A 21,068-nucleotide genomic window follows, 5' to 3' on the forward strand; every position below is an offset into this window, starting at 1 on the left:
GTGTATTGAATGACTCCGGCACGATGAGATGGCGATCGTACAGGTCGAGAACATCAGCAAACGTTACGCGCTTGGCGAGCAGATCGTCAACGCGCTTCAGGATGTCACCTTGTCGATCGAGCCGGGGGTGTTTCTCGCGATTGCCGGGCCGTCGGGCAGTGGCAAGTCAACCCTGCTCAACATCATCGGTTGTATCGATACGCCTAGCGAAGGCCGGGTATTGATAGAGGGGCGTGACGTTTCCGGTCAGACACCGGATCAACTCGCCGACCTGCGTGCGCGCACCATTGGTTTCATCTTCCAGACCTTCAACCTGCTGCCGGTATTGTCGGCGGCGGAGAACGTCGAGTATCCGTTGCTCAATCTTCCAGAACTGTCGCGTGCTGAAAGGCGCGAGCGGGTGGCGCACTATCTCGCGATGGTGGGCTTGGCAAAGTACGCAAGCCACCGCCCCAATCAGCTCTCAGGCGGTCAGCGCCAGCGGGTAGCGATCGCTCGCGCGCTGGCGACGCATTCGCGCGTGGTACTCGCCGACGAGCCGACGGCCAATCTGGACAAGGAAACCGGCAAGAGCATCCTGAGGTTGATGAAGGAGATCAATCACAAGGCGGGTACGACCTTCATTTTCTCCACCCACGACAAGCGGGTCATGAACATGGCCGACAGACTGGTTCGGGTGGAAGACGGGCGCGTGATCGCGCTGGGGATGAAGGCGGACGGGCGCTGGGTGTTTGTGCAGGACAGGCGAGACAAGGACGAAGAGGATCCCGAGATATGAGAAGAGAGGACACGACGCGACCTGCGGGCGCGAAGAGAGGGGTGTGTGCGCTTGCTCTGGCGGCCATGCTTGCTGCAGCGCCTGCGCTCGCCGATGATCTGGATGACTTGTTCGACCTCGATACCCCGCTCGACGAGAGCGCCGAGTCCTTCGGCGACCTGCTGCCGGGCGGCGGTCGTGGCTTGCGCGTGGGTGGTTACGGTGAATTCGCCGCAGCCTACACGACCGCGGACCCGGAGCGTTGGTCTCGCCTGCGCACCCGGCTGGAGCTGACCGCGAGCGGACGGTTGGGCAACGGCCCGCGCTTCAGGCTTGGGGCGCGTGCCGACTACGATGCGGCCTACGATCTCGAGAGCAGCCACTATCCGCGTGCGGTGCGTCGTGACCAGCGCGCCGAGGTGTCGATACGCGAGGCCTTCGTGGAGTTCGGCGCCGGCGAATGGGAATTCACCCTCGGACGTCAGCATGTGGTTTGGGGTGAAATGGTTGGTCTCTTTCTTGCCGACGTCGTTTCGGCGCGCGATCAGCGCGAGTTTCTATTGCCGGAGTTCGATACCATGCGCATTCCGCAATGGGCGGCGCGGGCGGAGTACTTCGCCGGCGACACCCATTTCGAGTTGTTGTGGATCCCCTACCCGAGTTACGACGACATCGGCAAGCCTGGAGCCAACTTCTATCCGTTTGCGGTTGCGCCCGGCACGCGGGTGCGCAATGCGGAACCTTCGCGCTCCCTGTCGAACACCAACTGGGGCTTGCGGGTGTCGCGGCTGATAGATGGCTGGGATCTTACGGCCTTCCATTATCAGAGCCGGGATGTGTCGCCGACGCTCTACGGTACGCAGGCTGGGCAGCTGGAGATCCGGCGTGACCGTATCCGCCAGACTGGCGGCACTTTTTCCAAGGACATGGGCACCTTCGTGCTCAAGGGTGAAGCGGTGCATACCTCGGGGCGCAGTTTCGCGGCGCCGGACCCCTTCAACATGAAGTCCGCTGCGACACTCGATTACGTTGTTGGCGCCGATGTGCCTTACGGTGATTGGCGGGTGAATCTGCAGGTCTTCGGGCGGCGCATGCTGGACCACGACCGTGCTTTCGGTTTCGACCGGAACGAAACCGGTTACACGGTGTTGGTGAATCGCGGCTTTGGCGATCGCTTCGAGGCCGAAGTGCTCTATGTGTCGAGTTTCAACCGCAGCGACTACATGCTCAGGCCCAAACTGATCTGGAACATCACCCAGGAATGGCGTGGCCAGGTCGGCGCTGACCTGTTCGGTGGACGTAAGGCCGGGCTGTTCGGCCGTTATGACGATCAGGACCGGGTCTACATGGAGGTGCGACGCTGGTTCTGAGCCCAATTCAGTCGCGCCCGTGCCAAGCGGCACCGTCAGATGGATGGCGGTGCCAGCGGTGTGCGTCGTATGTCCTGTCTGACGGATTCCCAGATCGGTTGCAGCAGTAAGGGCATCTCGGCGAGGTTGGGGGCGACATCGATGATTACCGGGATTTTGTCCGTGCCGTCGGCATGGGCACCGTCTGGCTCATGCATCCGGATGCCAAGTCGAACCAAGTGACTCGCCAGGCGTGGGCTCGATAGCATCACCAGGGTTTCGAGACCGACGTCCGCGGCGAGCGACAATATGCCGAGAAAGAGTCCGATCGGTATGAAGGGAAAACGCGGTTGCTCCCGTGTCGCGAAGTCCTCGCTCTGCAGAGATATGGGTGCCAGCGCCTCTCCGTGTCGCCGTCTGTGGCTTGCGCGAATGGCCAGCATCGAGATCTCGCCGACTCGTCTGCGGTCGGGCAGCACGGGTTCTGAAATCGATCGGGTGGCGGATTCGAACGGCAGGAGCGTGTCGGCGGCGAGGCGTTCGGCAAGAATCAATCGAGCGCAGCCGATCGCCTCGTGAGGCGGTGCAGAATCCCGAATCAGACAGTGGAGGCTGGCGTCGTCGAACGCGTCACTGAGGCGTCGGTCTGGGCGATGCGGAGCAAGGCCAAGGTCGTCGCTGAAGACTTCATGGCGGATACGAAACACCGTATCGAGTGAGGCGGTATCATGCGCCAGCTCGACCGTGAAATATTTCCTGAAGCCATGGCCGAGGTTGAAGCTTTCGAATAAAGGCAAACACAGGCTCCAGTGAAGTCAGGTCACGCCGAGACAGCCGGAACGGCCAGAGCGGAGCTCTGTGAAATTGCCGGATGCTGGTTGTCTGAAACGGTTAACCGGGGCGAATCCGCTGCCGGTCGTTGGCGTTGATGGGTGGTGAATCATACACAAATGAAAACCGCCCTTTCGGGCGGTTGTGTTTGATTGCCGTTAGGCGCAGACGCTGGAGTTGACTCAGTCGGCGAGTTTGCGGCGACGGGAGGCGAATCCCAGACCGGCGAGGCCGAGGCCGAGCAGGGCCAGGGTGCCGGGCTCAGGAACGTACCGCGCGTCGATCCGGGCCTGGATCCAGAGTGTGCTGATGCCGGGTGAGTACACACCATCCTCGGATACCCACTCACGGGTATAGATGTCAAAGGTTCCGTCATCGCTTCCAGGGAAGTAGCCGGTATAACCATCAGCACCAACTTCAAGAATTGCGGCTGAGAGATCCGGGCTGAGGAACTGGAAGCTGAGCGTATACTGCCACTTGTCCTGGGTCAGGAAGACGAACGAGCCGGTGAGCGGCTGGATGTTGAAGACGTCGTCGCAACGGGTTTGGAGGGGGTTGAGACCCACGCATTGTGCTTCGGTAGCGGTATTGAGGGTCTCGTCGAAGCTGATCTTTTGCGTGTCGAAGAGATCAACGAAGGGATAATCGGTCAGCAGGAAGCGTGAGAACAGGTCGACCGTGTTCATGTAACTACCGCCCGCCGTGATCACATTGTTGGTGTGGACGACCTGATCGACGGTCGTCCAGCCCCCATTGGTGGTGATGTCGCCGGCAAAGTGCGTCAGCGTGAGGTTGCTCTTCGCGTTCAGAGGATTACTCGGCGTGCCCCACGACAGGCTTCGTCTGGTATTTGCAGGATCGTCAGCGTCCGCGTACACCAGACCGCAGGTCCCGCCGCCGTCGCAAGTTGCGCTACCGTCGATGAAGCCGCCCGAGGTCTGGAAAGCGAAGTCGTTAATGAGCGCGGCGCTGGCATTGGGCGCAATCGCGCCGAGCGCGAGAACTCCGGCGCCGATCAGCGCGGACTTCAGTGTCTTGAGTGTCGTGGCCATTTTGAGTTACCTCCTTGAGTGAGTCTGCGGGGTAACATAAGCATGCGCCGTGCCAGAATTTAAAAAACGAGTTAAAACATATTGATACGGGAGGTGGCGATTGGGTTCGTGTGTGCCCGGCGAGCGCGCTGTAAAATTTCTCGACACTTGAAGGACGCCCGCTGGACGAGCTTCGCGTAGCCCGTGCCCGGATGGTTAAAGGCGTGCCGAGGGCGTTCCCCCCTCGTTCAGCATAGGTTCTTCGCGGCTTCCTTCCTGGAGCGGGCCGGTGAGTGTTTGTTTCTACCCCTTGTCTTGGCTATGCTGCTCGTTCCCTTGGTTCAACCCGGTGACGAGAGCACTCAAATGAGCGACATGCAAAGAGACTTTTCCCAATGCTACGGCTACGACTTCGACCAGCTCGAGATCGGCATGAGTGCGGCGATCGGTCGTACGGTCAGCGAGGCGGATATCCTCATGTTCGCCGGTGTGTCGGGTGACACCAATCCGGTCCATATCGATGAAGAGTTCGCGGCCGCGACGATGTTCGGCGGTCGCATCGCCCATGGCATGTTGTCGGCGAGCTACGTCTCCACGGTGTTCGGCACCAGGCTGCCCGGGCCTGGGTGCATCTACCTGTCCCAGTCGCTGCGTTTCAAGGCGCCGGTCAAGGTCGGAGACACGGTGGAGGCGCGGGTGACGGTCACCGAGCTGAATCCCGCGAAGCGCCGGGCCAAGTTCTCGACGGTGTGCACGGTGGCTGGAAAGGTGGTGCTCGACGGTGAGGCGGAGCTGATGGTGCCTGCCCGCTGAGAGCTCTGTAAAGTGAAGAAGCCGTCAGCCATGTCTTCTGGTCTGATCGTTGTCATCCTGTCGCTGCTGCTCGGCATCCAGCCGATTACCACCGACCTCTACCTACCGGCCTTGCCGGCAATGACCGAGGCGCTTGGCGCGCCGGTGGCGATGGGGCAACTGACGCTGAGCGCCTTGCTGCTCGCGTTCGGCGCGTCGCAACTGGTCTGGGGGCCGCTTTCTGACCGTTTCGGCCGGCGGCCGATCCTGTTGATCGGGTTGAGCCTGTACATGGTGGCGGCGGTGGGCAGTGCCTTTGCCGGTTCGATGGTGCAGCTTGTGATCTGGCGGGCGCTGCAGGGTGCCGCGATGGGGGCGTCGGTGATGTGCGCACGGGCGATCGTGCGAGATCTCTATACCCCCGAAGCGGCGGCAAGGGCGATGAGCAAGGGCTTGTCGGGCCTCGGCGTGATCGCCTTCCTGAGCGCCCCCCTGGGCGGACTGCTGGCGGATTGGTTCGGATGGCGCGCGACGCTGCTGGTGCTCGCGGTTTTCGGGGCCGGGGTGCTGGCAACGGTCATGCTGCGCTTCGAGGAGACAGTGCGCGAACCCAATCCGCGCGCGCTCAACCCGGGCGTGCTGGTGTCGGTGTGGGCACATATCCTGTCCCAGCATGCCTTCTGGTCGTTTGCGCTGCTCGCGGCAGCGACTTACGGGGGGCTGTTCACCTTTCTTGCTGCGTCCTCTTTCGTGCTGATCGAGATCCATGGGGTTTCCAGGACGGGCTATGGATTCTGGATGGCGTCGATGTGCGCAGCCTATCTGCTGGGCACTTTCATGTGTCGGCGCTGGCTGATTCGCCATGGGATCAGGCGTACGGTTGCCATCGGTGGCGGGTTCTCGATCGTCGGCGGCACGCTTTTCGGGCTGCTCGCGCTGGCCGGGGTCCACTCCGTGTGGGCGATCATGTTGCCGCACTACCTTTTCATGATTGGGCACGGGGTGCATCAGCCCTGCGGCCAGAGCGGCTCGGTCGCGCCGTTTCCGCGATCGGCCGGTGCGGCGTCGGCGATGGGCGGATTCCTGATGATGGTCGTGGCCTTCGCGATGGGCATCTGGCTGGGCCGCGCGATGGACGGCACCGTCTTCCCCCTCGCCAACGGGATGTGGTTCTGGGGTGTGCTCACTGCGGCCGTTGCCTGGCTGCTGGTAGGCCGGACGGTCGATCCGGCGCCTGACCCCGCGCCCGCGGATGCACGCCGCTGAGCGATGACAAGAGAGGTCGGGTGACGTAGCGAACGGTTGCTGCAGGGTCAACAACTCGAATGCGGCCTGAGACGAGGGGCAGGGTGCGTATGGTGGCCGTCCGTCACTGCTTTGGCCGTGCGGATTTCTTCAGTCGGTAATCCAGTTGGGGTCGGGTCATGCCTAGCGCGCGGGCGGCAGCCGAAAGGTTGCCGTTTGCCTTCTGCAGCGCGCACTCGAGCAACTGCCCTTCGAAGGATTCGAGGTCGATACCGCTTTCCAGGATGCGTTGGCACAAATCCTCAGCAGGGCGGCCGCCTTCGGTTTCGAGCAGTCCGGCGCTGTCCGGAGATTCATGGGTACGTCCTGAGACCTCGCCGCCAATGAAAAGGTGTTCGGCTTCGATCGCGCCGTTGTTCGGGCTCAGAATCACACCGCGTTCGATGATGTTTTCGAGTTCGCGGACGTTGCCCGGCCAGTCGTGTCGCTTGAGCGCCTGCATCGCGCGCTCGGTCACTCCGGCGATGCGCTTGCCGTGCAGCGTGCAATAGCGGTCCAGCATGGCCTCGACCAGTGGCGGGATGTCGGCGATGCGATCGCGCAGCGGCGGGATGGTGACTGGATACACGTTCAGCCGATAGAACAGATCGCGGCGAAAGCGACCTTCCTGCACCGCGGTCATGAGATCCACGTTGGTCGCGGCGACCAACCGGACGTTGATCTTGCGCACGCGTTCGTCGCCGAGACGCTCCAGCTCGCCTTCCTGGACCACGCGCAGGAGCTTTGCCTGGGCAGGCAGGGGGAGTTCGCCAATCTCGTCGAGAAACAGCGTGCCACCGTCGGCGCGCTCGAACTTGCCGGCGCGCGAGGCGTGTGCACCGGTGTAGGCGCCCCGTTCGACACCGAACAGCTCGGATTCGATCAGGTCATGCGGCAGGGCGGCGCAGTTCACCGCGACGAAGGGCGCGGCATTGCGCGGGCTCATCTCGTGAAGTGCACGCGCGAAGCGCTCCTTGCCGACCCCGGTTTCGCCGAGCAGCATGACCGTGACGTTGGTGTCGGCCGCCTTCTCGATGAGGTCGAAGGCGTGGCGGAAGCCCGCGGAGGCACCGATCAGGCTCGTGACCTTGCGCGGGCAGTTGAGTGAAGAGCGCAATGTTTCGACCTGTTCGCGCAGTTCCAGGAGCTGGCTGACGATGGAATCCGCTTCGTAGTAGGGCGTGTAGTCGTCCGCATCCGGCCACTCCTCCACCGGTCGGCCGACGATTCGGCAGTGATTCGTGCCCATCGCCGCGCATTCGACTTCCTTGAAGAGGATGAACCGCCCCATGAAGCCGGTGGTATAGCCTGAAGCGTAGCCGATCTGCATCCAGCAGACCGGGTGGTGGGCCTGGCCGTGTTCTTGCAGATGGACCTCTGCCTCCCAGGAGTGCTCCCAGATGAACTCACCGTGAAAGCGCCCGCTGGCCACGTCCATGTCCAGCTTTACGGCCTCTACCTGGACGCTGCCTTCCAGCATATGCAACTGCGGACCGACCACGAAGGCGTCCTGCTCACTGAAGCCTGCGCGGACCTTCTTTGCCAGCTCTGCGTCACGCAGGCCGGACGCAAAACCCATGCGGGTGAGTATCCGGCGTGCCTGCTCCGCGCCGACGGATTCGACGAGTTCCTTGCGCAACTCGGCCAGCGCCGCCGCGTGCATCAGCACCATCCGGCTTTCGTCCAGCCAGATGAGGCCGTTCTCCGACGAAAAGCGGATCAGGCGTCGCAGATCGGCATTACCGGGGAATCTGATGTCCGCCACGTGTCCTCCTTCTTGTGTCGCGCTTCGGTCGTGTGATCCGACGTGACGACTCGGGGTCGTCTTCAGGCGATGCGCGCGGTGCATTCTGACACGGACTGTCCCGACATGTTCCTCTTCGAGACGCGTTCGCGCAAATGATGAAGCCGGTCGGCGTAATTTCATTTTTTGGTGAATCGCTCCCGGTTCGGTGGGGGGCGTGCGTCACCAGCAGGCCTGCTATCCTATTGAATCTCGAGATTTTGGGCAAATGGCACAAAACTTGATAGCCTGAGCGACGTGAGTTTGGCTTATGCACAGCCGCAGCCCTCACGAGCAGACCGATCAGGTCCAGAGAAGCCCTCCACGGCGACAAGGATGGAGACATGGACAAGCGACACTCGATCCACATCGAGCAGACCGGCGAGGTGTTCACCTGTGCCGACACACAGAACGTGCTCAGAGGCATGGAAGCACTCGGACGGCGGGGTATTCCCGTAGGCTGCCGGGGCGGAGGCTGTGGGGTCTGCAAGATCCGCGTCACGTCGGGTGAGTTCAAGGTGCGCAAGATGAGCCGCGCCTACGTCAGCGAGGCGGAAGAGGCCGAGGGCATCGTGCTCGCCTGCAAGACCTTTCCGCTGAGCGATCTTTCGGTGTCGGTAGTCGGGAAGATGGTCAAGAACCTGACCCGTCCGCTTCAGCCCGCAGGTACGGGCGATCCGTCTCACTCCCCATCCGGGACCGCGGCGTCCGCCTGAATCCCTCCGGCCCTCCGATCGGGGCCAACACGACGACCCGTCCCCCTCCCAACCTCCCTTTTGAGGGGGAAGGCGCTGCACCGGCTCCGCACTTGCGCACCGCAGTCGGAACATGCACCAACCCGTTTGATTGCCGGTTTGATAGCCCGTTCGGCACCAGTAGCCGAGGCGACCTTGTGGGCATGCACTCGCCAAGTCCTTGTTGCAGTGCGAGAAAGCGCCTTCATGAAATGGTGACCTCAATCCAGGCATTTAATCAATTGATGAAGGAATAGAGGCATTCAATGTTCCGTAATCTCGAGAAACTGTATAGATGTCGAGTAACGACAGTCACTTAGGAAAATTGGCACGAAGCTTGTTAGAGGGTCAGGCACATCGAATCGGTATTCACCTAGACAGGGGCAGGGATGAGCCAGGAAAAAACCACCATGGATCTCTCACGCAAGTTCGTCCGGCTGGTTGAGCGCAGGGAAGACGGACTCGTCGAATTCGAGTTCTCGATCGGAGACCCGGAGCTCTACGCCGAGATGCTTTTGCCGGCGGACGCCTATGAGGACTTCTGCCGGATCAATGCGGTGACCGTGCTCGAAGGCGAGCGAGAGGAAGTGGAGCAGGACTCCGGCCTGGGCTGGAGTCTCCACGAGGCCAATACGCGACGCTATTGACGCATCAGGGCGCAGTCGCAGGACCAGACAGTTTCAGGCAGCACCACAACAAGCAAAGAGGAGACATTCAATGCATATCGATTTGCGTACGGTCACGATCACACCGCTGCGCCACACCTTTGATCATGTCGCGCGCCGTCTGGGCGCGGACAAGCCGGCCTCCCGCTATCAGGAGGGCACCTACGACATGCAGGCGACGGCCAACTTTCACTATCGGCCGACCTGGGATCCGGATCACGAGATCTTCGACGCCAGCCGCAGCGCCATCCGCATGGCCGACTGGTACACCTTCAAGGATCCGCGCCAGTTCTACTACGGCGCCTACACCATGGCACGTGCGCGCCAGCAGGACACCGCCGAGTCCAACTTCGACTTCGTCGAGTCGCGCGGCCTGGCCGAGGCCATGTCGCCCGAACTGGTCCGCACCGTGCTCGACCAGCTGATGCCGCTGCGTCATGTCGCCTGGGGCGCGAACATGAACAACGCCTCGGTCTGTGCCTACGGCTACGGCACCGCCTTCACCCAGCCGTGCATCTTCCAGGCCATGGACAACCTCGGCATCGCGCAGTACCTGACTCGCATGGGCCTGCTGCTCGGCGATCAGGAGGCGCTCGACGCCGGACGCAAGGCCTGGCTCGAGGACGATCGCTGGCAGGGGCTGCGGCGCTACGTCGAGGACACCTTCGTGCTCAAGGACCCGTTCGAGCTCTTCGTGGCGCAGAACGTGGCGCTCGACGGGCTGATGTACCCGCTGGTGTTCGAGACCATCGTCGATGACGTGTTCGCCTCTCAGGGCGGTACCGCAGTCGCGATGCTGACCCAGTTCATGACCGAGTGGTCGGCCGAGACCCGCAAGTGGCTCGACGCCACGATGAAAACGGCAGCGGCCGAATCGGACGAGAACCGCGCATTGCTCGAGGAATGGACCCGCAAGTGGCGCGACCGTGCCGCCGCCGCCCTGACACCGGTGGCGACGATCGCGCTGGGCGCGAAGGCGGACGAGGTGGTCGGCGAAGTCACCGAGCAGTTCAACAAGCGGCTGGCCAAGGCCGGTCTTGCGCTCTGAGGAGACATCGACATGCCGAACATCATGCTCGTTCTGCAGGCCAACGAAGAAACCCGCCCCATCGTCGAAGCGGTGGCCGAGGACAACCCGCACGCCCGGGTCGACCATCAACCGGCGATGGTCAAGATCGACGCCGAGGACAGGTTGGCGATACGCCGTGAATCCATCGAGGAGAAGCTCGGTCGCCCCTTCGATCTGCAGGAGCTGCACATCAACCTGATTACCTTGTCCGGCCACATCGACGAAACCGACGACGAGTTCGTGCTGAGCTGGAACAACTGAACCAATACCGGAGGAGATACCCGATATGGACATGAAAGTAGCGAAGAAGAAGCTCGGCCTCAAGGAGCGCTACAGCCACATGACGCGCGGTCTGGGCTGGGACACGAGCTATCAGTCGATGGACGACGTCTATCCCTATGCCAAGTACGAGGGCATCAAGATCCACGACTGGGACAAGTGGGAAGACCCTTTCCGCCTGACCATGGATGCCTACTGGAAGTATCAGGCCGAGAAGGAGAAGAAGCTCTACGCCATCATCGACGCGTACAACCAGAACAACGGACACCTGTCGGTCACCGATGCGCGCTATCTCAACACGGTCAAGCTCTTCCTCACCGGCGTGAGCCCGCTCGAGTACATGGCGCATCGTGGCTTCGCCCATGCCGGACGCTCGTTCCCCGGCGCCGGTCCGCGCATCGCCTGCCTGATGCAGTCGCTCGACGAGCTTCGCCATGCGCAGACCCAGGTCCACGCGATCTCCAACTACAACAAGCACTACAACGGCTTCCACGAGTTCCGCCACATGCACGACAGGGTCTGGTATCTGTCGGTGCCCAAGAGCTTCTTCGACGACGCCGTGACCGCGGGGCCGTTCGAGTTCATGGTTGCGATCGGCTTCTCGTTCGAGTACGTGCTGACCAACCTGCTGTTCGTGCCCTTTGTCTCGGGCGCGGCCTACAACGGCGACATGGGCACGATGACCTTCGGCTTCTCCGCCCAGTCGGACGAAGCGCGGCACATGACGCTCGGCCTCGAGGTGATCAAGTTCATCCTCGAGCAGGATCCGGACAACCTGCCCATCGTGCAGCGCTGGATCGACAAGTGGACCTGGCGTGGCTACCGGGTGCTCGCACTGGTGGCGATGATGCAGGACTACATGCTGCCCAAGCGGACGATGAGCTGGAAGGAGGCCTGGGAGGTCTATTTCGAGGAGAACGGTGGGGCGCTGTTCAAGGATCTCGCCCGCTACGGCATCAAGATGCCGGAGTGCGCGAAGACCATCGCCCTCGAGAAGGATCACCTGTCGCATCAGACCTGGGGCACCTTCTACAACTACGGCGCGGCTGCCGCCTTCCACACCTGGGTGCCGGACGAGGACGAGATGAACTGGCTGTCGGCCAAGTATCCGTCGAGCTTCGACAAGTACTACCGTCCGCGGCTCGAGTACTGGCGCGAACAGGCGGCGCAGGGCAATCGTTTCTACAACAAAACGTTGCCGATGTTGTGCACTACCTGCCAGATCCCGATGCTGTTCACCGAGCCTGGCGACCCGACCAAGACCTGCTATCGCGAGACTACGTTCAAGGGCGAGAAGTATCACTTCTGCTCCGATCACTGCAAAAAGATCTTCGACGACGAGCCGGAGAAGTACGTGCAGTCGTGGCTGCCGGTGCATCAGATCTACCAGGGTAACTGCTTCCCCGAGGGCACCGACCCGACCGCCGAAGGCTTCGATCCGCTGGCGGCGGTGCTGCAGTACTACCACCTGGAGTTCGGGCGCGACAACCTCGACTTCGAGGGTTCTGAGGATCAGAAGAACTTCGACGCCTGGCGGGGCATGGCGACCCGTAACACCTGATCGTGGCGCTCCGCTGTCGATGCGGCGGCGGAGCCTGCGGGATGACAAGCACAAAGGAGACAAGACATGGCTGTTGCCGCCGTCAAGGAGTACGACTTCGCGCCGCTCGACCGGCACGAGAATTTTCACGGGAACCAGTTGCTGTTCATCGGTTGGGAAGACCACCTGATGTTCTGCGCACCGTTCGCCTTTCCGTTTCCGCCGGACATGCCCTTTCGTGCGGTGATCGAGCAAGTGCTGCCGGGTGCTTTCGGTTATCACCCGGACTTTGCGCAAATCGAGTGGGCCAAGGCCGAGTGGTTCAAGTCCGGCCATCCCTGGCAGCCGGATTTCGACAAGTCGCTGGCCGACAACGGGCTCGGTCACAAGGACGTGATCCGCTTCCGCACGCCGGGCCTCACCGGCATCAAGGGTTCCTGCAGCTAATCCGGTTGCCGGGTCGACCGCCAGACGCGGCCGGCCCGGTCCGGTGCGACGCCAAGAGACAAGTGACATGAGTTACGAACTGACCATCGAGCCCCTGGGCGAGACGATCGAGGTCGAGGAAGGCCAGACCATTCTGGATGCAGCCCTCAGGGCCGGCATCTGGTTGCCGCATGCCTGTTGCCACGGCCTGTGCGCCACCTGCAAGGTGCAGGTGGTCGACGGTGAAGTCGAGCACGGCGAGGCCTCGAGCTTCGCCCTGATGGATTTCGAGCGTGACGATGGCAAGACCCTCGCGTGCTGTGCGACGCTGGAAAGCGATGTGGTGATCGAGGCCGAGGTCGATGAAGACCCCGACGCGCGGTCGATCCCGGTCGAGGATTTCCCGGGGACCATCACGCGCATCGTCGATCTGACCCCCACCATCAAGGCGGTGCACATCGCGCTCGACAAGCCCATCGACTTTCAGGCCGGGCAATACATCAACTTCACCATTCCCGGCGAGCACGCCACCCGCGCGTTCTCGCTGGCCAACCCGCCGGGTGCCGGCAGCGAGATCGAACTCAACATCCGCCTCGTCCCCGGCGGCAAGGGCACGACCTGGATTCACGAGCGCCTCGCCGCCGGGGACCGCGTGCAGTTGTCCGGCCCTTACGGACGCTTCTTCGTCCGGAGATCGGGAGAGGGCGGGGCGTTGTTCATGGCCGGCGGATCCGGGCTGTCGAGCCCACGCTCGATGATTCTGGATTTGCTCGCCAGCGGCGACACGCGGCCGATTACGCTGGTCTATGGCCAGCGCACGCGCGCCGAGCTCTACTACCATGAGGAGTTTCTCGCGCTGGCCGAGGAGCACTCCAACTTCACCTATGTCGCCGCCTTGTCGGACGAGCCGGCCGGGTCGGACTGGAGCGGGTTCCGCGGTTTCGTGCACGAGGCTGCGCGAGACCATTTCGACAACGACTTTCGCGGCAACAAGGCCTATCTGTGCGGCCCGCCGGCAATGATCGACGCCTGCATCAACACCCTCATGCAGGGGCGGCTGTTCGAGAACGACATCTACACCGAGAAGTTCTTTTCGGCCGCCGATGCCCAGCAGGTGCGAAGCCCGTTGTTCAGGCGGATATGATTTCTGGGTGAGATGTAAATCTCGAGAAAAATACTGTACTCCGAAATAAAGTAGTTGTATCGTTCGATAAACAAGGTAAGCAAACCCATCCCGCCGGCAACACCATCTGTCCGGCAGGGAATCAAGTGAGGAGACTGAGATGGCAATGACTGGCGTACTGCGTCCCGGACACGTGGCGATTCGGGTGCTCGACCTCGAAGAGGGCATCAACCATTACAAGAACGTGCTCGGGCTGATCGAAACCGGTCGCGACAAGCAGGGCCGGGTCTATTTCAAGACCTGGGACGAGCGCGACCACAACAGCGTGATCATCCGCGAGGCCGACCAGGCGGGCATCGACTTCTTCGCCTTCAAGGTGGCTGACAAGGCTACGCTCGACAAACTCGATGCGGATCTGAACGCGTACGGCGTCAAGACCGAACGGATTCCGGCCGGCGAGATGCTCGAGACTGGCGAACGGGTGCGTTTCGAGATTCCCTCAGGGCACCAGATCGAGCTCTACGCCGACAAGACCGATGTCGGCAACGGCATGGCCTACGTCAATCCCGACCCCTGGACCCAGGACGCCGAGCGCGGCATCGCACCTATCCGCCTGGACCACTGCCTGCTCTATGGCCCGGACATCGAGAAGGTGCAGGACATCTTCGTCAACGTGCTGGGTTTCTACCTGGTCGAGCACGTGGTTCTGGAAGACGGTGAGACCGATCTTGGAATCTGGCTTTCGTGTTCGACCAAGGCCCACGACATCGCCTTCGTACGCCATCCCGAACCGGGCAAGCTGCATCACATCTCCTTCCTGCTCGACAGCTGGGAAAAGGTGTTGCGCGCCGCCGACATCATGTCGATGAACAAGGTCTCCATCGACATCGGCCCAACCCGTCACGGCATCACCCGTGGCACCACGATCTACGCCTTCGATCCGTCCGGCAACCGCTTCGAGACCTTCTGCGGCGGTTACCAGAGCTACCCGGACTGGAAGCCGATCAAGTGGACCTGGGACGAAGTCGGCGCCGGCATCTTCTATCACGACCGCGCGCTCAACGAGCGCTTCCTGTCGGTCGTGAGCTAAGCCGGGCAGGGGGTGTTCGCACCCCCTGCAGTGCGACCGGGTCGAACTCTATCGAGCCGCTTCGCAGGGTTTCGTCTCAAGCAAGCGGCAGGGCGGCCAGCCGTGTTTTCCGGGAGAGCGTCAGCGTTCGTTTGCGCGACGCTCGAAGAAGTCGGGCGGCATTCTCTTGATGGCTTCGAGCGTGCGCAGGATGTGCTCCGCTAGGATCGCGCAGGCCGTGTCGGCGTCGCGTTCGATGGTCGCCTCGAAGATCGCCTGATGCTCGGCGTGGATATCGCGGGCAATCGTCTGCCGGAACAGGGCAATGCGGCGATAGCGCTCGGACTGCTGGTAGAGGATGTTCTGGAAATGGCGAATCCAGCGCGACGGACAGGCAGCGATCAGGGCTTCGTGAAAGCCACGGTTGCGGGCCTCCCATTCCTCGAGAGAGGGGGCGGTGTGGTCGGCGAGCTTTTGCTCGGCGCGGGTGAGGCGGTGAAACGCGGCCACGACCGAGGCTTCCCAGACATCGTCGCCGAGGGCGATGGACTGACGCAGCGCATCGCATTCGAGCAGCACCCGGGTGCGGGTGATGTCCTCGAAGTCCGAGATCGAAATCGGTGCCACCCGGAAACCGCGTTGCCCCTGTCCGATCACCAGGCCATCGGTGGCGAGCATCAGCAAGGCCTCGCGCAGCGTGCCGGCGCCGACCTCGTAGTCGTCCTTGAGGTGCTCCACCCGCAGCTTCTCGCCGGGCGGACGGATGCCCTCGATGATGTCTCGCCGGAGTCGATGGTAGGCCGCCTCGACCAGCGTTTTGGGTTCGGGTGTGCCGCGCGTTTCGGCGAGGGCCGCGTCGTTCATGGATGTTTGTCCGGATATTTGGAATGCGTTACCGGGGATTCTAGTCGATCCCGAAGTACACGCAACAATTCTTCAAAATCCCGAGAAAACGGCTTGACGGCGAGATTTAACGGAGGTAACTTGGCGCATCGACGTTGGTGTGCCCTGGAGGACGACGATGAAAACCACTCTGCAGCAATCGAACATCACCCTGGAGGCCGCCCTGGCAGCCGCTCAGGCTGCGGTGGCGAAAGCCGAATCGCTGGGCGTGAGGATCAATGTCGGCGTGGCGGACGCGGGCGGCCATCTCGCCGCCTTTCTGCGCATGCCGGGTGCCTTCATTCAGTCCATCGACATTGCCATCGACAAGGCCTACACCGCCGCCGGTTTCGGCTTTCCGACCGCCGACTGGATGAAGGTCGCCGGTGACGACGAAGGCCTGAAACTGGGCTTTTCGGCACGTCCGCGCATGGCGGTGTTCGGTGGCGGACTGCCGGTACGGATAGGGGGAGAACTCGTCGGCGGCATCGGAGTGTCCGGTGCGTCGGCCGAACAGGACGAAGCGTGCGCCCGGGCCGGACTCGAGGCGATCGGCGCGGATGCAATCTAGGAGCGACAAATGAGCATCAAGGACGTTCACAACTTCATCAACGGTGAGTTCGTCGCCACCGAGCGCTTCTTCGACAAGCGCACACCGGTCGACAACAGCCTGATCGCGCGGGTGCATGAAGCCGGCAAGGCCGAGGTCGACGCCGCCGTTGCCGCCGCACGGGCTGCGCTGCACGGGCCGTGGGGTCGCATGACGGTGGCCGAGCGGGTCGATCTGCTCAACGCGGTGGCCGACGGCATCAACCGACGCTTCGACGACTTCCTGCAGGCCGAATGCGCTGACACCGGCAAGCCGCGCAGCCTCGCCAGCCACATCGACATTCCGCGTGGCGCGGCCAACTTCAAGATCTTCGCAGACGTCATCAAGAGCGTGCCCACCGAGTTCTTCGAGATGGCCACCCCGGACGGTCTCGGCGCGCTCAACTACTCGCTGCGGCGTCCGGTGGGCGTGGTCGGCGTCATCTGCCCGTGGAATTTGCCGCTGCTGCTGATGACCTGGAAAGTCGGCCCGGCGCTGGCCTGCGGCAACACCGTGGTCGTCAAGCCGTCGGAAGAAACGCCGCAGACCGCAACCCTGCTGGGCGAGGTCATGAACGAAGTCGGCATGCCCAAGGGCGTGTACAACGTGGTCCACGGCTTCGGGCCGGATTCGGCGGGCGAGTTCGTCACCTCCCACCCCGGCGTCAACGCGATCACCTTCACCGGCGAAACCCGCACCGGGTCGGTGATCATGAAGACGGCGGCCGAGGGCGCGCGCCCGGTGTCGCTGGAGATGGGCGGCAAGAATCCGGCCATCGTCTTCGCCGACTGCGACTTCGACAAGGCCATCGAGGGCACGATGCGCTCGGTGTTCGCCAACTGCGGCCAGGTGTGCCTCGGCACCGAGCGGGTCTACGTCGAGCGGCCGATCTTCGAGCGCTTCGTCGAGGCGATGAAGAAGGGCGCCGAAGGGCTGCGCCTCGGCCGGCCGGAAGACCCGCAGACCGGCCTCGGGCCGCTGATCTCGCAGGAGCACCGCGACAAGGTGTTGTCCTACTACGCGCGGGCGACGGAGCTTGGTGCGACGGTAGTGACCGGCGGCGGCGCCCCCGACATGCCGGCCGAACTCGCCGAAGGCGCCTGGGTGCAGCCCACCTTGTGGACCGGCCTCGACGACAGCTCGCCGATCGCCCGCGAGGAGATCTTCGGCCCGTGCGCCCTGATCCAGCCCTTCGACGCCGAGGACGAGGTCATCCGTCGTGCCAACGACACCGAGTACGGTCTCGCGTGCTCGATCTGGACCGAGAACCTCGCCCGCGCCCATCGCGTGGCCGGGCAGATCGAGGCCGGCCTGGTGTGGGTCAACTCCTGGTTCCTGCGCGACCTGCGCACGCCGTTCGGCGGGGCCAAGCAGTCCGGCATCGGCCGCGAGGGCGGGGTGCATTCGCTCGAGTTCTACACCGAACTCAAGAACATCTGTATCAAGCTGTGAGGGCTGCGCAAATGGATCGCAACACAATCGAAGCGCTCGGCGACGAGCTCTACCAGGCGCTGGTCAGCCGCGAGGTGATCGCGCCGCTTACCGAGCGTCACCCCGGCATCACCATCGAGGACGCCTACCATGTGCAGCAGCGCATGATCGCGCGCCGCCTTGAGGCGGGCGAGCGGGTGGTCGGCAAGAAGATCGGCGTGACCTCGCGCGCGGTGATGAACATGCTCGGCGTGTATCAACCGGACTTCGGCTATCTGCTCGACGGCATGATCTACAACGAGGGCGAGGCCATCCCCGCCAACACGCTGATTCAGCCCAAGGCGGAAGGCGAGATCGCCTTCATGCTGAAGAAGGACCTCAAGGGCCCGGGCGTGACCGCTGCCGACGTGCTCGCCGCCACCGAAGGCGTGATGACCTGCTTCGAGATCGTCGATTCGCGCATCCGCGACTGGAAGATCAAGATCCAGGACACGGTCGCCGACAACGCCTCCTGCGGCGTGTTCGTGCTCGGCGAGGCGCTGGTCGATCCGCGCCGGGTGGATCTCAACACCTGCGGCATGGTGCTGGAGAAAAACGGCGAGATCGTCGCCACCGGCTCCGGCGCAGCGGCCCTGGGCGCGCCGGCCAATGCGGTCGCGTGGCTGGCGAACATGCTCGGTTCGCTGGACATTCCGCTCAAGGCCGGCGAGGTCATCCTCTCGGGTTCGCTGGCCGCCATGGTGCCGGTGACCGCCGGCGACAACCTGCGCGTGACCATCGGCGGCATCGGCGGTTGCTCGGTGCGCTTCGTTTGACCGGGTGCAGCGTCGTGCGGCGCGCGTGGTCCTCCCTCTCCCTCTCTGGTGGGCGCCGGACACGCTGCATTCCTTTTTGAACAGGAACTGGACATGAAGAAGATCAAATGTGCCCTGATCGGGCCGGGCAACATCGGCACCGATCTGCTCTACAAGCTGCAACGCAGCCCGCTGCTCGAGCCGGTGTGGATGGTCGGTATCGACCCCACCTCCGAAGGCCTCGCCCGCGCCCGTGACATGGGCCTCAAGACCACCTCCGACGGCGTCGACGGCCTGCTGCCGCATGTGCTGGCCGACGGCGTGCAGATCGCCTTCGACGCCACCAGCGCCTATGTGCATGCCGAGAACAGCCGCAAGCTCAACGAGCTGGGCGTGATGATGATCGACCTCACCCCCGCCGCGATCGGCCCCTATTGCGTGCCGCCGGTGAACCTCGTCGAGCACGTGGGCAAGCGTGAAATGAACGTGAACATGGTCACCTGCGGCGGCCAGGCCACGATTCCCATGGTCGCCGCGGTCTCGCGGGTGCAGGCGGTGGAGTACGGCGAGATCGTCGCTACCGTCTCCAGCCGCTCCGTCGGCCCCGGCACCCGCAAGAACATCGACGAATTCACCCGCACCACCGCCGGCGCGGTCGAGAAGGTGGGCGGCGCCAAGCAGGGCAAGGCCATCATCATCATCAACCCGGCCGAGCCGCCGCTGATCATGCGTGACACCATCCACTGCCTCACCAAGGACGCCCCGGACGAAGCCGCCATCCGCGCCTCGGTCGACGACATGATCGTGCAGGTGCAGAAATACGTGCCCGGCTATCGCCTGGTCAACGGCCCGGTATTCGACGGCAATCGCGTGTCCATCTTCATGGAAGTCGAAGGCCTGGGCGACTACCTGCCCAAGTACGCCGGCAACCTCGACATCATGACCGCGGCCGCCGCCCGCACTGCCGAGATGTTCGCCGAGGAAATCCTCGCCGGCAAACTCACCCTCGAACCGGTGCGCGCCACCGCCGCGGCCTGAAGGAGACCACCATGAACCTGAGCGGAAAGAAAGTCACCCTGCACGACATGACGCTGCGCGACGGCATGCACCCCAAGCGCCACCTGATGACGCTGGAGCAGATGCGCACCATCGCCACCGGGCTGGACGAAGCCGGCGTGCCGCTGATCGAGGTCACCCACGGCGACGGCCTCGGCGGCAGCTCGGTCAACTACGGCTTCCCGGCCCACACCGACGAGGAATACCTCTCGGCGGTCATCCCGCTGATGAAGCAGGCCAAGGTCTCGGCGCTGCTGCTGCCGGGCATCGGCACCGTCGACCATCTTCGGATGGCGCACGAACTCGGCGTCGCGACCATTCGCGTCGCTACCCACTGCACCGAAGCGGATGTCTCCGAGCAGCACATCGGCCTCGCTGCCAAGCTCGGCATGGACACCGTCGGCTTTCTGATGATGAGCCACATGAACAGTGCCGAAGGCCTGGTCACCCAGGCCAGGCTGATGGAAAGCTACGGCGCCAACTGCATCTACATCACCGACTCGGCCGGCCACATGCTGCCCGGTGACGTGAAGGAAAAGCTCGGCGCGGTGCGCGACGCCCTCAAGCCCGACACCGAACTCGGCTTTCACGGCCACCACAACCTCGCCATGGGCGTGGCCAACTCCATCGCCGCCATCGAAGTCGGTGCCACCCGCATCGACGCCGCCGCAGCCGGCCTCGGCGCGGGCGCCGGCAACACCCCGATGGAAGTGCTGGTGGCGGTGTGCGACCGCATGGGCATCCAGACCGGGGTAGACGTCTTCAAGATCCAGGACGTGGCCGAAGACCTCGTCGTGCCCATCATGGACTTCCCCATCCGCATCGACCGCGACGCGCTCACGCTGGGCTATGCCGGCGTGTATGGCTCCTTCCTGCTCTTCGCCAAGCGCGCCGAGAAGAAGTACGGCGTGCCCGCACGCGAGATCCTCGTCGAGATGGGCCGCCGCGGCATGGTCGGCGGCCAGGAAGACATGATCGAAGACACCGCGCTCAATCTCGCCAAAGCCAAACAGATCCAGGGAGCCGCAGCATGAAGCTCGACCGCGCCACCATCGAAGCCCTCGCCGAACACCTCGAAACCTGCGAGCTGGAAGCGAAGGACACCCTCAAGATCACCGACGACCATCCCGACATGGACTGGGATGACGCCTACGCCATCCAGGACGAAATCCGCCGCCGCAAGGTCGCCCGCGGGGCGAAGATCATCGGCCTCAAGGCCGGGCTCACCTCGCACGCCAAGATGAAGCAGATGGGCGTCGAAACCCCGGTGTTCGGCTTCCTCGCCGACTACTTCAGCGTGCTCGAAGGCGGCGAAGTCGACACCGCCAAGCTCATCCACCCCAAGGTCGAACCGGAGATCGCCTTCGTCACCAAGGCCCCGCTCAAAGGGCCGGGCTGCCACATCGGCGCGGTGCTCGCCGCTACCGACTTCGTCATCCCCGGCATCGAAGTCATCGACAGCCGCTACCGCGACTTCAAGTTCGACCTCAAGAGCGTCGTCGCCGACAACACCTCGGCCTCGCGCTTCGTGGTTGGCGGCAAAATGGGCAACGTCGCCGACCTCGACCTGCGCACCCTCGGCAT

General features: G+C 63.2%; 22 protein-coding genes. 18 read left to right on the forward strand and 4 right to left on the reverse strand.

Annotation, left to right across the window (positions count from 1 at the left end; genetic code table 11):
• The first annotated feature begins 28 nt into the window (after positions 1-28).
• Together GPA21_RS02655 and GPA21_RS02660 are read left to right on the forward strand one after the other, a co-directional pair.
• The gene (locus GPA21_RS02655) at positions 29-778 is read left to right on the forward strand and encodes an ABC transporter ATP-binding protein (protein ID WP_168986665.1); all 750 of its coding nucleotides are present in this window, start codon (positions 29-31) and stop codon (positions 776-778) included.
• A complete protein-coding gene (locus GPA21_RS02660) occupies positions 775-2,127 on the forward strand; it encodes a DUF1302 family protein (protein WP_168986666.1) in 1,353 nt (450 codons plus the stop codon). The genes GPA21_RS02655 and GPA21_RS02660 overlap by 4 nt, the downstream gene beginning before the upstream one ends.
• 35 nt (positions 2,128-2,162) lie before the next feature.
• Here the strand turns inward: GPA21_RS02660 and GPA21_RS02665 are convergent, their stop codons facing one another.
• Together GPA21_RS02665 and GPA21_RS20585 are read right to left on the reverse strand one after the other, a co-directional pair.
• Positions 2,163-2,903: a PEP-CTERM/exosortase system-associated acyltransferase gene (locus GPA21_RS02665; protein WP_168986667.1), complete on the reverse strand. Its 741-nt coding sequence runs from the start codon at positions 2,901-2,903 to the stop codon at positions 2,163-2,165.
• A 216-nt stretch (positions 2,904-3,119) separates the two neighbouring features.
• Complete coding sequence (locus GPA21_RS20585) at positions 3,120-3,989, reverse strand: THxN family PEP-CTERM protein (protein WP_211163389.1); 870 nt, start codon at positions 3,987-3,989, stop codon at positions 3,120-3,122.
• A gap of 345 nt (positions 3,990-4,334) precedes the next feature.
• Between GPA21_RS20585 and GPA21_RS02675 the strand changes: the two genes are divergently transcribed.
• The gene (locus GPA21_RS02675) at positions 4,335-4,781 is read left to right on the forward strand and encodes a MaoC family dehydratase (protein WP_168986668.1); all 447 of its coding nucleotides are present in this window, start codon (positions 4,335-4,337) and stop codon (positions 4,779-4,781) included.
• A gap of 30 nt (positions 4,782-4,811) precedes the next feature.
• A complete protein-coding gene (locus GPA21_RS02680) occupies positions 4,812-6,026 on the forward strand; it encodes a multidrug effflux MFS transporter (RefSeq protein ID WP_168986669.1) in 1,215 nt (404 codons plus the stop codon).
• Positions 6,027-6,129: 103 nt separating this feature from the next.
• Here GPA21_RS02680 and GPA21_RS02685 read toward each other — a convergent pair whose 3' ends face one another.
• The gene (locus GPA21_RS02685; protein WP_168986670.1) at positions 6,130-7,809 is read right to left on the reverse strand and encodes a sigma 54-interacting transcriptional regulator; all 1,680 of its coding nucleotides are present in this window, start codon (positions 7,807-7,809) and stop codon (positions 6,130-6,132) included.
• Between the two features lie 362 nt (positions 7,810-8,171).
• Here GPA21_RS02685 and GPA21_RS02690 point away from each other — a divergent pair, with 362 nt between their 5' ends.
• The 8 genes from GPA21_RS02690 (at position 8,172) to GPA21_RS02725 (ending at position 14,753) form a co-directional block, all read left to right on the forward strand.
• Entirely contained in the window at positions 8,172-8,543 is a 372-nt protein-coding gene (locus tag GPA21_RS02690; protein WP_168986671.1) for a 2Fe-2S iron-sulfur cluster binding domain-containing protein, read from the forward strand.
• A gap of 428 nt (positions 8,544-8,971) precedes the next feature.
• The gene (locus GPA21_RS02695; RefSeq protein WP_246261715.1) at positions 8,972-9,208 is read left to right on the forward strand and encodes a phenol hydroxylase subunit; all 237 of its coding nucleotides are present in this window, start codon (positions 8,972-8,974) and stop codon (positions 9,206-9,208) included.
• Between the two features lie 70 nt (positions 9,209-9,278).
• Positions 9,279-10,274, forward strand: a complete 996-nt coding sequence (locus GPA21_RS02700) for an aromatic/alkene monooxygenase hydroxylase subunit beta (RefSeq protein WP_168986673.1) — start codon at positions 9,279-9,281, stop codon at positions 10,272-10,274.
• 12 nt (positions 10,275-10,286) lie between these two features.
• The gene (locus GPA21_RS02705; protein WP_168986674.1) at positions 10,287-10,556 is read left to right on the forward strand and encodes an MmoB/DmpM family protein; all 270 of its coding nucleotides are present in this window, start codon (positions 10,287-10,289) and stop codon (positions 10,554-10,556) included.
• 25 nt (positions 10,557-10,581) lie between these two features.
• Positions 10,582-12,135 carry an aromatic/alkene/methane monooxygenase hydroxylase/oxygenase subunit alpha gene (locus GPA21_RS02710; RefSeq protein ID WP_168986675.1) on the forward strand — a complete coding sequence of 518 codons (1,554 nt, stop codon included), beginning with the start codon at positions 10,582-10,584 and terminating at the stop codon, positions 12,133-12,135.
• Between the two features lie 66 nt (positions 12,136-12,201).
• Positions 12,202-12,561, forward strand: coding sequence for a phenol hydroxylase subunit P4 (locus tag GPA21_RS02715; protein ID WP_168986676.1), 360 nt, complete (start codon positions 12,202-12,204; stop codon positions 12,559-12,561).
• A gap of 67 nt (positions 12,562-12,628) precedes the next feature.
• Complete coding sequence (locus GPA21_RS02720) at positions 12,629-13,684, forward strand: NADH:ubiquinone reductase (Na(+)-transporting) subunit F (protein WP_168986677.1); 1,056 nt, start codon at positions 12,629-12,631, stop codon at positions 13,682-13,684.
• A 139-nt stretch (positions 13,685-13,823) separates the two neighbouring features.
• The gene (locus GPA21_RS02725; protein ID WP_168986678.1) at positions 13,824-14,753 is read left to right on the forward strand and encodes a catechol 2,3-dioxygenase; all 930 of its coding nucleotides are present in this window, start codon (positions 13,824-13,826) and stop codon (positions 14,751-14,753) included.
• A gap of 120 nt (positions 14,754-14,873) precedes the next feature.
• Here the strand turns inward: GPA21_RS02725 and GPA21_RS02730 are convergent, their stop codons facing one another.
• Positions 14,874-15,596: an FCD domain-containing protein gene (locus GPA21_RS02730; RefSeq protein WP_168986679.1), complete on the reverse strand. Its 723-nt coding sequence runs from the start codon at positions 15,594-15,596 to the stop codon at positions 14,874-14,876.
• Positions 15,597-15,753: 157 nt separating this feature from the next.
• On the opposite strand from GPA21_RS02730, the gene GPA21_RS02735 reads away from it, so the two are divergent.
• The 6 genes from GPA21_RS02735 to GPA21_RS02760 form a co-directional block, all read left to right on the forward strand.
• On the forward strand, positions 15,754-16,185 hold the full coding sequence (locus tag GPA21_RS02735) for a GlcG/HbpS family heme-binding protein (protein WP_168986680.1): 432 nt from the start codon (positions 15,754-15,756) through the stop codon (positions 16,183-16,185).
• A 15-nt stretch (positions 16,186-16,200) separates the two neighbouring features.
• Positions 16,201-17,655 carry a 2-hydroxymuconic semialdehyde dehydrogenase gene (locus tag GPA21_RS02740; RefSeq protein WP_168986688.1) on the forward strand — a complete coding sequence of 485 codons (1,455 nt, stop codon included), beginning with the start codon at positions 16,201-16,203 and terminating at the stop codon, positions 17,653-17,655.
• Positions 17,656-17,666: 11 nt separating this feature from the next.
• Positions 17,667-18,449, forward strand: coding sequence for a 2-oxopent-4-enoate hydratase (dmpE, locus tag GPA21_RS02745; protein WP_168986681.1), 783 nt, complete (start codon positions 17,667-17,669; stop codon positions 18,447-18,449).
• An 87-nt stretch (positions 18,450-18,536) separates the two neighbouring features.
• Positions 18,537-19,466, forward strand: a complete 930-nt coding sequence (locus GPA21_RS02750) for an acetaldehyde dehydrogenase (acetylating) (protein ID WP_425483691.1) — start codon at positions 18,537-18,539, stop codon at positions 19,464-19,466.
• An 11-nt stretch (positions 19,467-19,477) separates the two neighbouring features.
• The gene (gene dmpG / locus GPA21_RS02755; protein ID WP_168986683.1) at positions 19,478-20,518 is read left to right on the forward strand and encodes a 4-hydroxy-2-oxovalerate aldolase; all 1,041 of its coding nucleotides are present in this window, start codon (positions 19,478-19,480) and stop codon (positions 20,516-20,518) included.
• A partial coding sequence (locus GPA21_RS02760) for an FAA hydrolase family protein (RefSeq protein ID WP_168986684.1) occupies positions 20,515-21,068 on the forward strand: 554 nt, incomplete at its 3' end. The genes dmpG and GPA21_RS02760, both read left to right, overlap by 4 nt.

It is taken from the genome of Azoarcus taiwanensis (assembly GCF_012910885.1).
In the GTDB taxonomy this organism is placed as follows: Bacteria; Pseudomonadota; Gammaproteobacteria; order Burkholderiales; family Rhodocyclaceae; genus Azoarcus_F; species Azoarcus_F taiwanensis.

What these genes read in the sequence shown, in the direction of transcription:
- GPA21_RS02715 (WP_168986676.1), top strand. Translation starts at nt 12,202, where the DNA reads ATGGCTGTTGCCGCCGTCAAGGAGTACGACTTCGCGCCGCTCGACCGG.
- dmpG (WP_168986683.1), top strand. Translation starts at nt 19,478, where the DNA reads ATGAACCTGAGCGGAAAGAAAGTCACCCTGCACGACATGACGCTGCGC.
- GPA21_RS02720 (WP_168986677.1), top strand. Translation starts at nt 12,629, where the DNA reads ATGAGTTACGAACTGACCATCGAGCCCCTGGGCGAGACGATCGAGGTC.
- GPA21_RS02660 (WP_168986666.1), top strand. Translation starts at nt 775, where the DNA reads ATGAGAAGAGAGGACACGACGCGACCTGCGGGCGCGAAGAGAGGGGTG.
- GPA21_RS02700 (WP_168986673.1), top strand. Translation starts at nt 9,279, where the DNA reads ATGCATATCGATTTGCGTACGGTCACGATCACACCGCTGCGCCACACC.
- GPA21_RS02730 (WP_168986679.1), bottom strand. Translation starts at nt 15,596, where the DNA reads ATGAACGACGCGGCCCTCGCCGAAACGCGCGGCACACCCGAACCCAAA.
- dmpE (WP_168986681.1), top strand. Translation starts at nt 17,667, where the DNA reads ATGGATCGCAACACAATCGAAGCGCTCGGCGACGAGCTCTACCAGGCG.
- GPA21_RS02725 (WP_168986678.1), top strand. Translation starts at nt 13,824, where the DNA reads ATGGCAATGACTGGCGTACTGCGTCCCGGACACGTGGCGATTCGGGTG.
- GPA21_RS02705 (WP_168986674.1), top strand. Translation starts at nt 10,287, where the DNA reads ATGCCGAACATCATGCTCGTTCTGCAGGCCAACGAAGAAACCCGCCCC.
- GPA21_RS02690 (WP_168986671.1), top strand. Translation starts at nt 8,172, where the DNA reads ATGGACAAGCGACACTCGATCCACATCGAGCAGACCGGCGAGGTGTTC.
- GPA21_RS02695 (WP_246261715.1), top strand. Translation starts at nt 8,972, where the DNA reads ATGGATCTCTCACGCAAGTTCGTCCGGCTGGTTGAGCGCAGGGAAGAC.
- GPA21_RS02680 (WP_168986669.1), top strand. Translation starts at nt 4,812, where the DNA reads ATGTCTTCTGGTCTGATCGTTGTCATCCTGTCGCTGCTGCTCGGCATC.
- GPA21_RS02675 (WP_168986668.1), top strand. Translation starts at nt 4,335, where the DNA reads ATGAGCGACATGCAAAGAGACTTTTCCCAATGCTACGGCTACGACTTC.
- GPA21_RS02655 (WP_168986665.1), top strand. Translation starts at nt 29, where the DNA reads ATGGCGATCGTACAGGTCGAGAACATCAGCAAACGTTACGCGCTTGGC.
- GPA21_RS20585 (WP_211163389.1), bottom strand. Translation starts at nt 3,989, where the DNA reads ATGGCCACGACACTCAAGACACTGAAGTCCGCGCTGATCGGCGCCGGA.
- GPA21_RS02735 (WP_168986680.1), top strand. Translation starts at nt 15,754, where the DNA reads ATGAAAACCACTCTGCAGCAATCGAACATCACCCTGGAGGCCGCCCTG.
- GPA21_RS02710 (WP_168986675.1), top strand. Translation starts at nt 10,582, where the DNA reads ATGGACATGAAAGTAGCGAAGAAGAAGCTCGGCCTCAAGGAGCGCTAC.